Annotated in this window: 12 protein-coding genes; 4 read left to right on the top strand and 8 right to left on the bottom strand. The window is 62.8% G+C overall.

What is annotated here, in order from left to right; translation table 11 throughout:
• Positions 1–107 precede the first annotated feature (107 nt).
• The 8 genes from LDN90_RS19665 to LDN90_RS19700 form a co-directional block, all read right to left on the bottom strand.
• A complete protein-coding gene (locus LDN90_RS19665) occupies positions 108–1,571 on the bottom strand; it encodes an amino acid permease (protein WP_216926860.1) in 1,464 nt (487 codons plus the stop codon).
• A gap of 278 nt (positions 1,572–1,849) precedes the next feature.
• Positions 1,850–2,158: a Rieske 2Fe-2S domain-containing protein gene (locus LDN90_RS19670; RefSeq protein ID WP_216926859.1), complete on the bottom strand. Its 309-nt coding sequence runs from the start codon at positions 2,156–2,158 to the stop codon at positions 1,850–1,852.
• Positions 2,155–4,623, bottom strand: coding sequence for a nitrite reductase large subunit NirB (nirB, locus tag LDN90_RS19675; protein WP_223946796.1), 2,469 nt, complete (start codon positions 4,621–4,623; stop codon positions 2,155–2,157). Before nirB ends, LDN90_RS19670 begins: the two co-directional genes overlap by 4 nt.
• The gene (locus tag LDN90_RS19680) at positions 4,623–4,970 is read right to left on the bottom strand and encodes a molybdopterin oxidoreductase (protein ID WP_216926857.1); all 348 of its coding nucleotides are present in this window, start codon (positions 4,968–4,970) and stop codon (positions 4,623–4,625) included. The genes nirB and LDN90_RS19680 overlap by 1 nt, the downstream gene beginning before the upstream one ends.
• Before the next feature lie 142 nt (positions 4,971–5,112).
• Positions 5,113–6,762, bottom strand: coding sequence for an ABC-F family ATP-binding cassette domain-containing protein (locus LDN90_RS19685; RefSeq protein WP_223946797.1), 1,650 nt, complete (start codon positions 6,760–6,762; stop codon positions 5,113–5,115).
• Positions 6,763–6,926: 164 nt separating this feature from the next.
• A complete protein-coding gene (locus tag LDN90_RS19690; RefSeq protein WP_223946798.1) occupies positions 6,927–7,790 on the bottom strand; it encodes a metal ABC transporter permease in 864 nt (287 codons plus the stop codon).
• 3 nt (positions 7,791–7,793) lie between these two features.
• Entirely contained in the window at positions 7,794–8,528 is a 735-nt protein-coding gene (locus LDN90_RS19695) for a metal ABC transporter ATP-binding protein (RefSeq protein ID WP_223946799.1), read from the bottom strand.
• The gene (locus tag LDN90_RS19700; RefSeq protein ID WP_223946800.1) at positions 8,525–9,469 is read right to left on the bottom strand and encodes a metal ABC transporter substrate-binding protein; all 945 of its coding nucleotides are present in this window, start codon (positions 9,467–9,469) and stop codon (positions 8,525–8,527) included. The genes LDN90_RS19695 and LDN90_RS19700 overlap by 4 nt, the downstream gene beginning before the upstream one ends.
• Positions 9,470–9,520: 51 nt before the next feature.
• On the opposite strand from LDN90_RS19700, the gene LDN90_RS19705 reads away from it, so the two are divergent.
• From LDN90_RS19705 to LDN90_RS19720, 4 genes are all read left to right on the top strand, one after another.
• The gene (locus LDN90_RS19705; RefSeq protein WP_223946801.1) at positions 9,521–10,249 is read left to right on the top strand and encodes a CPBP family intramembrane glutamic endopeptidase; all 729 of its coding nucleotides are present in this window, start codon (positions 9,521–9,523) and stop codon (positions 10,247–10,249) included.
• 67 nt (positions 10,250–10,316) lie between these two features.
• The gene (locus tag LDN90_RS19710) at positions 10,317–11,267 is read left to right on the top strand and encodes a 1,4-dihydroxy-2-naphthoyl-CoA synthase (protein ID WP_223946802.1); all 951 of its coding nucleotides are present in this window, start codon (positions 10,317–10,319) and stop codon (positions 11,265–11,267) included.
• Positions 11,268–11,276: 9 nt separating this feature from the next.
• Positions 11,277–12,416 (top strand): AMP-binding protein, encoded by a 1,140-nt coding sequence (locus LDN90_RS19715; protein WP_223946803.1) that lies wholly within the window; start codon positions 11,277–11,279, stop codon positions 12,414–12,416.
• A gap of 60 nt (positions 12,417–12,476) precedes the next feature.
• On the top strand, positions 12,477–13,358 hold the full coding sequence (locus tag LDN90_RS19720) for a 1,4-dihydroxy-2-naphthoate polyprenyltransferase (protein WP_216926850.1): 882 nt from the start codon (positions 12,477–12,479) through the stop codon (positions 13,356–13,358).
• The last annotated feature ends 1 nt before the right edge of the window (position 13,359 follow it).

Genomic DNA, 13,359 nt, shown 5'->3' on the forward strand with positions numbered 1-13,359 from the left:
CTGACTGGCATTAGTGGTTGTTCTCAGCCGGCGGTTGGTCGGGGACACGCGAACGACGGGTGCCCCCGGAAAGGAGGCACCCGCCGTCGAGCGTTGGTAAGAGAGCCTTAGCTGAACAGCTCGCTCTTGGGCTCGTTGTTCTTGACCTTCTGCCAGCCAAGCCACAGGACCAGGGCGAAGAACGGGATGGTCGCCAGGGTCCAGAGACCCAGCAGGAAGACCTCGCCGGTTGCCTTATCGGTCATGGTGTCGAAGCCGATCAGTACGGTGATGGCCAGCAAGGCAACGAGGCCAAGCCAGCTGGTCCACGGCGAACCGGGCATCGGCAGGCTGGAGACGTTGCCGCGCTTCTTCCGCAGGGCAATCTGGCTCGCGAAGATGGAACCCCAGGTGAAGATCACACCGATGGAGGCCGTGTTCAGCGCGAGGTCGAACGCGTGGGAGCCACCCAGCCAGATGTTGAGCAGGATACCCGCCAGGTACACACCGCCGATCGCCAGGATGGCCGCGTACGGCACGTGGCGGGAGGACATTTTGGTGAGCCACTGCGGGGCGTGTCCGTTGTTGGCCATGGTCCGGAAGATGCGGCCGATCGAGTACAGGCCCGAGTTGCACGAGGACAGTGCGGCGGTGATGACGATCATGTTCATGACGTCGCCCATCCAACCGAGGCCCATCTGGCCAAACACGGTTACGAACGGCGAGGTGCCCGCCTTGTACTGGTCCGACGGCAGCAACATCGCAAGCAGCATCACGGAACCGACATAGAAGACAATAATTCGGATCACGACGGCGCGGATCGCCTTGGGAACTTCGCGTTCCGGGTTCTCCATCTCACCAGCGGTAATACCAACGAGTTCGATTGCGTTGTAGGCGAAGATCACGGCGTTGAGGACCAGGATCATGACCAGGCCGCCCTTGGGGAACATGCCGCCGTCTTCGTGGAACAGGTTGCCCACCGAGGCGTGGCCGGTGCCTACCTGCGCGTTGGTGACAACCATGAAGGTGCCAACTGCAAGGAAGATCAGGATGGCTGCGACCTTGAGGCAGGAGGCCCAGAATTCGAACTCGCCGAACGCCTTGACGCTGAACAGATTCACGGCCACGAGCAGCACCAGCGCTGCAATCGCGGAGAGTTCAACCGGAACGTTGGGGAAGAAGAACTGGAAGTACAGGCCGATCGCGATGAGCTCGGCAATGCCTGTCATGGCCCAGTTGATGAAGTACATCCAACCGGAAAGGAAGGCGCCCTTTTTGCCGAACATCTCACCGGCGTAGCTCACGAACGAGCCCGAGGTCTGGCGGTACATGATGAGTTCACCGAGCGCGCGCATCAGCAGGTAAGCGATGACGCCGGCGATTGCGTAGGAGAAGATCAGGGCCGGACCGGTGGAGGCCAAGCGGCCGCCGGCGCCCATGAACAGGCCGACGCCGATTGCGCCACCCATGGCGATCATGGTGACGTGGCGCCGGCTCAGGGTCTTCTGGTAACCCTCAGCGCTGAGGGTGGAACCGACGGCGGTGGGTGTGGCCGTGGGGTTCTGGAGATCTGTGGGGGTACTTTGCGGCACAGCTGTTCCTTGTGGGTTGGGGTATTGCTGTAGGTGTTTACGCCCATGCCGGAACATGGGCACCTTTGCCACACAAAATTCGAGCTTTCCTCGCTTGAGGACCCCGAAGTGTGACAAAGAACGCAGAACGCCGAAGGTTCGCGCAACCCGTCTATCTTACGGGATTAACGGGAATGCCCGTGACGCAGGCAACAGCACCCTTCCTGAATACAGCAACGCGGGGTCACTTACGGCCCATGTTGGCCGCTCAGATGGGCCGTAAGTGACCCCGGGTTGCTTCAGGGAATGACGACGATGTTTTGCCCCTCATCTGCGAAGACTTCGTACGTCCGCAGGGGCTTGGCGCCTGTGGTGGAACACCCGGTTTCCAGCTCAAACGAGTGCTGGTGGAGCGGGCACATCACCACGCGCTGATCGATGGTTCCGTCCGCGATGGGTCCTCCTTTGTGGGGGCACACTGCCGACACAGCCCGCAAGGTTCCATCCCGAAGCCGGAAGACCGCGACCTGCTCGCCGTCGATCCCGAACGCCCTGCCTTCGCCGAACGGAATTTGGTCCACCGGACCTACGACGTGTGGAATCTTCATCGGACCGGCACCTGCGGGAGCACCGTCAAGGGCAGCGAGGTCCGGAATTGGCCAGGGGTGGGTGGATCATCGCGCTCACTCCACGGATCAACGTAGTTGTCCACGGACTCCTGCATCGCCGCATCCAAGCGGGCAGCGATGCCCTCGGAGTCATCCAGGATGACGCTGCGAATACGTTCAATCCCTACCCGGGGAACAAACGCGTATGTCCGTTCCAGCCAGTTCGCGTTTTCCCGGTAGTACTGCATGAAACGGCCCGCCAGCAGTGTGACTTCCTCAGGCGTATCCACTGCGACCAGCAAGTCCCCCTTCCGGATGTGGGCGCCGGCAGCTCCCCCGATGTAGATTTCCCAGCGGCCACCCTCCACGGCCACCACGCCAACGTCCTTGACCAAAGACTCCGCACAGTTCCGCGGACACCCGGAAACTGCGAGCTTCAGTTTTGCCGGCGACTCAATTCCTTGGAAGCGGGACTCAAGCGAAATGCCCAAACCAGTGGAATCACCCGTCCCAAAACGGCAGTAATCCTTCCCCACACAGGTCTTTACCGTGCGGAAGCTCTTGCCATAGGCATAGCCGGACGGCATGTCCAGGTCAGCCCAGACTGTGGGGAGGTCTTCCTTGGCAACGCCCAGGAGGTCAATGCGTTGACCACCGGTCAGCTTGATCATGGGAATTTTGTGCTTCTCCGCGACGTCGGCGATCCTCCGGAGCTGCTGCACGGAGGTCACCCCACCCTTCATCTGGGGTACCACGGAGAACGTGCCATCGCGCTGGATGTTCGCATGGACGCGGTCATTGATGAAGCGGGCGTCGCGCTCGTCAATGTACTTCTCCGCCAGCATCATCTTCATGAGCGAGGCCAGGCCCATCTTGGATTTGGCGTCCTCCACGCTGTCCGGCGCCAGGGCCGCGAAGACCTGCGAAACCGAGCGCAGCCCAAGCTCCCGGATCCGGGACATCAACGCGGGCTTGTCCAACGGGATTCCTGGGACGTAGTAGCTGGCTGCGGGGTCATCTTCCACGGCACCATCGGCGGCCCACTCCACCACCTGCGTGACCAGCAATTTGCATGCACCACACCCCTTGCCTGCACGGGTGGCATCCATGGCGGCCGGTACCGAACGGCACCCACCCTGCACGGCCGAGACAAGTGCCCCTTTGGAGACTCCGTTGCAGTTGCAGACCTGCGCCGAGTCAGCCAGTTCTGCCACGCCCTCCTCCTCTGCAGGCGAACCGAGATCGAACATCAGCGAGAGCCGCTCCTCCGGCAGCGGCAATCCCTGGTCAAAGGCCTGCGTCAAGTAGGCAACCTTGCGGCTGTCACCAAGCAGGGTAGCGCCCACCATCTTGTTGTCCCGGATCACGATCGACTTGAACACGCCCCGGCTCGGTTCCGAGAAAACAATATGCTCATCCGTGTCGAGTTCCGGGCCCGGCAGGCCCATGGAAGCGACGTCGACGCCGGCCACCTTCAGTTTGGTGGCGGTCCGGGATCCAAGGTAAACCGATGAACGATCCACGCCGGTGATCTGGTCTGCCAGAACAGCGGCCTGCTCCCACAAAGGAGCAACGAGCCCATAAACCTCGCCCCGGTGTTGAACGCATTCCCCCACGGCATAAATGTCCTCTTCGTCCATGACGCGCAGGTGGTCATCCACCACGATGGCCCGTTCAACCGCCAGTCCACTCACCACCGCCACATCCACGTTGGGCCGGATACCGGCTGTAACAACCACCATGTCGCAGCCCAGCTCTGTGTCATCGCGAAGTCGCACACCGGTGATCCGGTCCTTGCCCAACACCGCGGTGGTCCGGCTTCCTGTATGGACCTCGATGCCCAGCGCCTCCACGCTTCGCCGCAGTATTGCGCCGCCGTCGGGCCCTAATTGCGCATTCATGAGGTGACCGCCGGAGTGGACCACCGCCACGTCAAGTCCGTAGGCCTGCAAGCCGCGGGCAGCTTCCAGCCCCAGCAGTCCACCGCCAATCACCAGAGCCCGCCGGTGATGTTCCTGCTGGGCGAACTGGACCATCTTGCGGGTGTCATCCATGGTCCGGAACGTGAAGACCCCGTGACGCACGGACCCGCTGGGCGTGTACAAGCCATCCATCGGCGGAAGGAATGAGTGGCTTCCGGTGGCGATGACCAGGACATCGTAGGGAACCACCCTGCCATCTGCCGCGAAGACGTGTTTGCTGTACTTATCTATGCGCTCCACCCGGACCCCGGCGTGCAGGGTGATGTTGTTTTCCCGGTACCACGGCAGGGCGTTGAGGAAGATGTCCGCATCGCTTTCCTCGCCGGACAGGACGTGGCTGAGCATGATGCGGTTGTAGTTTCCGTACGGCTCATCGCCGAACATGGTGATGTCGAAAGCGTCTCCGCCACTGCGGGCCAGGATCTCCTCCACAGCGCGGGCACCGGCCATGCCGTTGCCGATGACCACCAGCCGCCTGGCCATCAGTGCTCCACCATGCCCAGGTCCACCACCACGGAACCGCGGACGCCGGCCGGCGCTGCGATGAACAACTCGATCATCGAGCCGCCCTCGATATCTTCCACAACCCGCAGCGGGACGTGCACGTCGCCTTTGGCCCCAATGGGGAAATACCGCATCGGGACGCCGTCGCGCATGAGGACAACCGCGATGAGTTCGGAGCTGGAATTACCGCCGCGGAAGTAGAGCGTCTGGTTCACGACGCCGTCCGGGACAAAGTGCGCGAGCTCGCCATGAAGGGGAACCGGCTTTTCCATACCGATGCCCTCAAACGGGAAAATGCCTTGGAGGAAGAGGTTCTTGGAAATCACGGAAAGATCCTTTCGGCCGGCTTCCCTCCATGGTGCTCCGCCGATGTTTCAGGACGCTTGGTGCCGTGTTTCCATTCGCAGGACACAGCGTAACGATCGCTTTGCGAACAACTCACCCCGGCGGCAGGGGCGGCGGCGGGGGTTAGAGCAACTCGCCATCCTGCATTCCGTACCGGACCCAGCTACCCACCGAGCCGGCCGCGGCACAGCGATCGAACCACTCCCCCAGTGCGCGGTCGTGGCTCACGATGACCAGCGTCCCGGCGAAGCCTGCGAGCGCAGCTTCCAACTGCTCCACGAGCACTGGCGCAAGGTGGTTGGTGGGTTCGTCCACGATCATGGTGTCGTAACTGCCCAGAAGCAGTCTGGCCAAAGCGAGCCTGCGTTGCTGTCCGGCCGAGAGGCTGCCCACAGGAACATGAAATTCAGCAGGCCGAAACAAGCCCAGGCGCAGCAGGGCCTCGGCGTGTTCGTCGATGTTTCCGCCCAGTCCCGCGGCAAAAGCGGGAAGCAGCCGAAGGCCTGGACGGGGCGGTACGTCGAGTTCCTGTTGCAGGTACCCCACCGTGCCCTGAACGGCCACGGTCCCGGCTGCTGGCTCCAGCGTCCCGGCCAACACAGAAACCAGCGTTGATTTTCCTGCACCGTTGGGACCGGTGATGAGGACCTTTTCCCCGGTTTCGACGCGGAAGTCCGTTGGTTTGAGGCGCCCGGGCACGCTAATGCCGTGTGCTTCGATGGCCGGTCCAGCAGCTTCCTCCAGCTGAACGTCAAGTTGCGCGGCTAGCTTCAGCGGCACGGGTGGCCGGTCAATGGGGTTCTCTTCGAGCCGTCGCAGGCGTTCCTGGGCGTTGCGAACTTTGCTGGTGGCTGCGCGCTGCCAGGTGCCCTTTTTGAAGCCGGTGGCAAATTTGTCGTTGTCGCGCACTCTGCCATAGCCCATGCCGCCCGAAACCGTGGCGGCCTGGAACCTCTCAGCGGCCATGGCGTCGAGCCATTCCTCGTATTGCTGCACCCAACGGGCTCGCTGGGCGGCTTTCTCGCGCAGGTAACCTTCGTAACCATTGCCGTACCGATTGACCGAACGGCGTTCAGCGTCGACTTCGATGACGGTGCTGGCTACCTTCCGCAGCAAGACACGGTCGTGCGAAACCACCACAACGGTCCCTCGGTGCGCAGCCAACCTCGACTCCAGCCACGCCGTGCCGTTGGCGTCCAGGTGGTTGGTGGGCTCGTCAAGGAGCAGGGCTTCGGCGGGATCGGCCAGTAGGCACGCAAGGGCCACGCGCTCCTGCTCGCCGCCGGACAAAGATCCAAGCGTTCGACGCCGGTCCAAGCCTCCCAGCCCCAGCCGGTCCAGCGCTGCTTCCACCCGGGATTCGGCGGCATACCCCTCACGGAGTTGGTACTGGGTCTGCAGGCTTCCATAGCGTTCCAAGGTTTCGGAGTCGGCATCCGCAAGGTCCCGCTCCAGTTCAGTGATGCTGGCCTCGAGCGCCCGCAACGCAGTAAGCGACGCGTCAATGGCGTCCCCCACAGTGAGCGAGGCCGGAAGTCCGTGTGTCTGGGCGAGATAACCCACGCGATAGCCGGCATTGCCCACCAAACCTGCCGTGCCGTCGTCGGGCGTTTCTACGCCGGCCAGCAAGCGGAGAAGGGTGGATTTGCCCGCCCCGTTTTCTCCGACAATGGCAACGTGCTCGCCGTGATCGATGGTGAGATCAGCGCCGTGGAAAAGTTCGCGGTCCCCGTAGCCATGGGAAACGCCGGAAAGGTGAAGGTGGTCAGTCAAGAGGTGTCCTCGCAAAGTCCGCAGTGAATGGCAGGAAACCGCTTGGGGTACTGCCGTTGTGGGGTACTGGGGATGCAGCCGGATGGAAGGGCTGCTCTCAAGACTTCATCGCTCCAGACTGCCCGGCGAACGCTTGCACGTCAAGAACAGGCGCCCGTCAAGTGTCAGGCCGCGGCCACCGCCCGCTTGCGCCGGGCCTTCGCCAGGCGCGTACCAATTAGTCCTTGCCTGGGACTGAACAGATAGACGACGGCGAACACGGCGCCTTGGGTGACCACCACCATGGCACCTGATGCCGTGTCCAGGTAGTAGCTGAGGTAGATGCCGGTCATGGAGCACACTACCGAGATGACAGGGGCGATCAGCAGCATCCGGGAGAACCGGTCCGTCAGCAGGTGCGCGGTGGCGCCGGGAATGATCAGCATGGCCACCACCAGCACCACGCCCACGGTTTGCAAAGCCACCACGGATGTCAGCGCCAGCAGGCCGAGCAGCAGGGCTCCAAGCCGCCGGGGCGACAGGCCAATGGCGTGGGCATGCGTGGGATCGAACGCGTAGAGCGTGAGGTCCCGGCGCTTGAGGATCAGGATTGCGAAAGCCACTACGCCAAGGACCACAACCTGGATGAGGTCAGGGACGCTGACGCCCAGCAGGTTGCCGAAGATGATGTGGTTCAGGTCGGTCTGGCTCGGCGTTACGGAGATCAGCACCAGGCCCAGCGCAAAGAGCGAAGTAAACACGATGCCGATGGCCGCATCTTCCTTGACCCGGCTCGTGTTCCGCACCACCCCAATCAACGTCACCGCGATCAGGGCGAACACCAACGCACCGAGTGCGAAAGGCGCACCCACAATGTAGGCGAGCACGACGCCGGGAAGCACCGCGTGCGATACGGCGTCGCCCATGAGGGACCAGCCGATCAGAACGAGCCAGCAGCTAAGGACGGCGCAAACGACGGCGGCGATCGCCGTGGTGGCAAGCGCGCGCACCATGAAGTCGTAGCTCAATGGTTCAAGCAGGAATTCCACGGCTTAGCCCCTGTTCATGACGTCGAGGCCGAATGCCATGGCCAGATTTTCGGGTTGCAGCACCACGTCCGGGCTGCCATGCATCAGCACCTTCCGCATCAGGAGCACGGCTTCGTCGCAGAGCTGCGGCAGCGCGTGGAGGTCGTGGGTGGAGATGAGGATGGTGGCGCCGTCAGCGGCAAGTTCGCGCAACAGCCTGGTAATAGTGGCTTCGGACCGCTTGTCCACTCCGGCGAAGGGTTCATCCAGGAGCATCATGGTGGCCCCTTGGGCGATGCCGCGGGCTACGAAGGCACGCTTCTTCTGCCCGCCGGACAGCTGGCCAATTTGGCGGTCGGCAAACTCGCCAAGCTCCACCCGTTCCAGGGCCTGTTCGACGGCGTCCCTGTCTGCCTTCCGTGGACGGCGGGTGAAACCGAGGTGCCCATAACGGCCCATCATCACTACGTCCCGGACGGACAAGGGGAAGGCCCAGTCCACATCCTCGCTTTGCGGGACGTAGCCGATGCCGGCCTCTTTTCGGGTCTTCATGGGCGGGTGACCGTTGATGAGGACCCTGCCTGAATCGGGCTTGACCATACCCATGATGGTCTTGAACAGGGTGGATTTGCCCGAGCCGTTCATGCCGACCAAACCGCAGATTCTGGAGTGGTCCAGGGTGAGGGATGCGGAGTCCAGCGCCAGCACCTCGCCGTAGTGGACAGTGACATTCTCAACGACGATCGCGGGACTGGTCATGACGCTCCTCCTGCCAGTGCTGTGGTGATGGTTTTCGCATCGTGGCGGATAAGGTCCAAATACGTGGGAACAGGACCGTCTGCTTCTGATAGCGAGTCCACGTAGAGGACGCCACCGAATGCGGCCCCGGTAGCACCGACGACTTGGCGCATGGGGGCATCGGAGACGGTGGATTCGCAGAACACGGCAGGCACCTGGTTGTCCTTGACGAATTCGATGGCCCGCGCAATCTGCTGGGGCGTGGCCTGCTGCTCCGCGTTCACGGCCCAGATGTAGACCTCTTTGAGTCCGGCATCCCGGGCGAGGTATGAGAATGCACCCTCGCAGGTCACCAGCGCCCGGTGTGCTTCCGGCAGCACGGAGAGCTTGGAGACCATCTCATCCTGGACGGTCTGCAGTTTGGCGTTGTAAGCCTTGGCATTGGCTTCAAACTCGCTGGCGTGGGCCGGGTCCAGCTTGGCGAAAGCCTTGGCCATGTTGTTGGCGTAGATCTGGACGTTGCTGGGGGACATCCATGCGTGCGGGTTCGGTTTGCCCTGGTAGGAGTCTTCTGCGATGGGCATGACCTTCACGCCGTCGCTCACCACGGCGTGGGGCACATCGAGCCCCTCCACGAATTGGGAGAACCATGCTTCAAGGTTCAGACCGTTATCCAGGATGAGGTCGGCCTGGGCAGCCTTGCGAATGTCTCCGGGAGTGGGCTCGTAGCCGTGGATTTCGGCCCCGGCCTTGGTGATGGATTCCACCCGGAGCTTGTCACCGGCGACGTTTTTGGCGACGTCGGCCAACACGGTAAAGGTGGTCAGGACAACGGGCTTGTCATCACCTCCGGCGGAGGAATTCCCTCCGCAAGCGGAGACCCCGAGCACCAGAGCGGATGCGGTCAGTAGGGCAGCGAATCGGCGGACAACTTTGGCGCACCGAAACGAAATGTTAGGCATACCGAAAATTGTAGCGAAGCGGGGGCCACCCAGCAAAGATAGTCTGGTCATATGGGCACCATTTCGACGCGGGCGAGGCTTTACCGATTCAATGCCTTGGACGCCGTGGCCGTGGCCGCCTACGTGGGTTTCACGGTCTACTTCACGTTTGCGGGCGAATCGGTGGAGCGAATGATGCTCCAGCTTTTTTCTGACCCTGCCACCGCCTCATATGCCGTTAATGCGCTCTTTTATGCCGCCGTCGGGGTCTTTGCCTTGGCGTCCGCTTGGCGCATAGTTGGCCGCGACGTCAAGATCCTGGGTACCCGCCCTTGGTTCACTCTTGGCATGGTGCCCCTTGCGGTGGTGGTCATGCTGATCATCACGGCTCTCCTGGTTGGGGCGCTCGGTACGGCGCAGACTTCCGAAAACCAGTTGGGCATCCAAGGCCTCCTGCAGCGTGTGCCGGCTTGGCTCATGGTGCCCCTGCTGGTGGTTCTGGGGCCATTCGTGGAGGAGTACTTGTTCCGGCACCTACTGATCGGCAAGTTGTCGCAGTACGTGAACATTTGGATCTGCTGTGCCATTTCGGTAGGAGTTTTCGCGTCGATCCATGTTGTGGGCAGGGAGGGGTTGGTGTTGTCCGCCCTTGCGCCGTATCTCGGCATGGCCCTTGTGCTGGTGGCGGTCTATGTGTGGACGGGAAAGAACCTGATGTTCTCCTACTTCGTCCATGCGGCCAAGAACCTCCTGGCCGTGGTTCTCATATATGCGATCCCGCCGGACTTCCTCCCCCACTAGGCAAGACGGGACCTGCCGCCAAGACCACGAGTTCTGCATCAGCCAAGGCCATTACTAGACTCGGACTGTGAACAACCAACTCCCTGCCAAGGTTTCCGACATCTTTGACCCCTCGCGCTGGCGTACCGTTTCCGGCTTCGACGACTTCAAGGACATGACGTACCACCGGCAGGTTGAGCGTTCCGCAGACGGCACAGTCAAGGACCTCCCCACTGTCCGCATCGCCTTCAACCGCCCCGAGGTCCGCAATGCGTTCCGTCCGGGCACTGTGGACGAGCTGTACCGGGCCATGGATCACGCCCGCATGACTCCGGACGTCGCCACAGTGCTGCTCACCGGCAACGGACCGTCGGAAAAGGACGGCGGGCACTCGTTCTGCTCGGGCGGCGACCAGCGGATCCGCGGCAGGGACGGCTACCGCTACGCCGAAGGCGACACCCAGGAAACCATCGATCCCGCCCGGGCAGGCCGCCTCCACATCCTGGAAGTCCAGCGCCTGATGCGGACCATGCCCAAGGTGGTCATCGCCGTCGTCAATGGTTGGGCGGCCGGCGGCGGACATTCCCTCCACGTGGTCAGCGACCTCACCATCGCCTCGCGCGAACATGGCAAGTTCAAGCAGACTGACGCCACGGTGGGAAGTTTCGACGCCGGATATGGCTCTGCGCTGCTGGCCCGCCAGATAGGGCAGAAAGCCGCGAGGGAGATCTTCTTCCTGGCCCGCGAATACTCGGCGGAGGACATGGTGAAGATGGGAGCCGTGAACGAGGCCGTGGACCACGCGCGGCTGGAGGAAGTCGCGCTGGAGTACGCGGCTGATATCGCCCGCCAGTCCCCCCAGGCCATCCGCATGCTGAAGTTCGCCTTCAACCTGGCCGACGACGGCCTTGCCGGGCAGCAGGTCTTCGCCGGTGAAGCCACGCGGCTGGCCTACATGACGGACGAGGCCGTGGAGGGCAAGGAAGCCTTCCTCCAGAAACGCGACCCCGACTGGTCCAACTTCCCCTACTACTTCTAGGACTCCCCCGTGGACATCGATCCCGTACTCAAAGCCCTGGCCGCTGCCCTGCATGGCGAGGGTCCCGCCGTCGAAATTGTGGTTCACCAGGACGGCCAGCCGGAAGCAGTCCCGGTAGAGACCGGCGTGGAAGAAGCCGCAGTGGTGGTCCGAACCTCCGGCTCCACCGGCACGCCAAAAGCGACTGTCCTCACTGTGGATGCCTTGGCGGCGTCCTCTGTGGCGACGGCAATGGCATTGCGCGGCGAAGGCCAATGGTTGCTGGCGCTCCCCTTGCAGTATGTGGCCGGTGTCCAGGTCCTGGTTCGCTCCCTCTACGCTGGGACGCGGCCCTGGGTGATGGACCAGTCAAACGGCTTCACGCCTGAGGCATTCACAGCTGCGGCCGAGGAACTGACGGACAAGATCCGCTTTACGTCGCTGGTCCCCACCCAGCTGCAGCGGCTCCTGGACTCCCCCGCACCGGAGACCCTTGCCGTGTTGCGCCGCTTCAATACGATCCTGCTGGGCGGCGCGCCGGCGTCGGATGAGCTGCTGGCAAACGCCCAGGCGGAAGGGCTGCACGTGGTCACCACCTACGGCTCAGCCGAGACGTGCGGCGGGTGCGTGTACGACGGCGAGCCGCTGGACGGCGTCGAGGTCCGCATCGGTGAGGGCGAACTGGAAGGCCGCATCCTGCTGGGCGGCGACACCGTGGCGGGGGGCTACCTTGACGCCCCGCGGGCCACAAATGCCGCGTTCCTCGAGGAGGACGGCGTCCGTTGGTACGTCACCGGCGACCTCGGGGAAGTTACCGACGACGGCAAGCTCACCGTCCTGGGCCGGGCCGACGACGTCATCATCACCGGGGGCCTGAAGGCCTCCGCCGGATATATCCAAAGCAAACTGGAAGAGCTCGACGGCGTCACCGCGGCTTTCGTCGCGGGTGTCCCGTCGCGTGAATGGGGCCAGGCCGTGGCAGCGTACGTGGCCATGACTGATCCCTCGCCGGAAGAGCTGAAGGGATTCACGGCCCGCCACGAAGCAGCGTTGGGGGTTTTGGCCCCCAAGACTGTGGTTGCCGAGAAAGACTTGCTCATGCTGCCAAACGGAAAACCTGACCGGCTGGCCATGATCGAACAGCTTTCCGCCGCGCATCAGGGACAATAGACACGTTCTGCCCTCATGACTCCGACCAAAGATCAACGCGAAATACACGAGGTACTACACGTGGCGACAGCTGCACAATGGATTCAAGGAGCCCGGCTCCGCACACTGCCCGCGGCAATCGCGCCCGTACTGATCGGTTCGGCAGCGGCGTACGAGCTCCATGCTTTCCGGCTGCCGAATGCGATCCTGGCGGCGCTCGTGGCGCTTCTTCTCCAAGTGGGCGTCAACTATGCCAATGACTACTCGGACGGCATCCGCGGGACGGACGAGGACCGGGTGGGGCCGCTGCGCCTGGTTGGTTCCGGACTCGCCAAGCCCGAGCAAGTGAAGTGGGCGGCCTTCGGTCTGTTCGGCGCTGCCATGGTGTGCGGGTTGATCCTGGTCATCATCACCCAAACCTGGTGGCTGATCCTGGTGGGCCTCGGTTGCGTCCTGGCAGCTTGGGGCTACACGGGCGGCAAGAACCCTTACGGCTACCTTGGCTTGGGCGACGTCTTCGTTTTCGTGTTCTTCGGCCTGGTGGCAACGCTCGGCACAACCTACACCCAAGCCGGGCAGGTTAGCCTTGCAGCGGTCATCGGCGCGATCGGCACCGGACTCATCGCCTGCGCCCTGCTCATGGCCAACAATGTCCGGGATATTCCCACGGACACGGCGGCCGGAAAACGGACCTTGGCGGTGCGTCTTGGAGACAGGCATGCCCGCGAGAGCTACGTGTTGATGCTGGCCGTCGCCATCCTGCTGGTGATTGTTCTGGCACCCACCAAGCCATGGATGTTGATCGTTCTCCTGCTGATCCCCGCCTGCCTGATGCCTGCCTGGCTCATGGTCAACGGCAAGAAGCGCAAGAGCCTCATTCCCGTGCTCAAGCAGACCGGCCTGATCAACCTCGGCTACAGCCTGCTGTTCTCGCTCGGCCTGATCCTGAACCGCGGCTTCTAGG

Origin of the sequence: Arthrobacter sp. NtRootA1 (assembly GCF_019976975.1) — a bacterium.
Classification (GTDB): Bacteria; Actinomycetota; Actinomycetes; order Actinomycetales; family Micrococcaceae; genus Arthrobacter; species Arthrobacter aromaticivorans.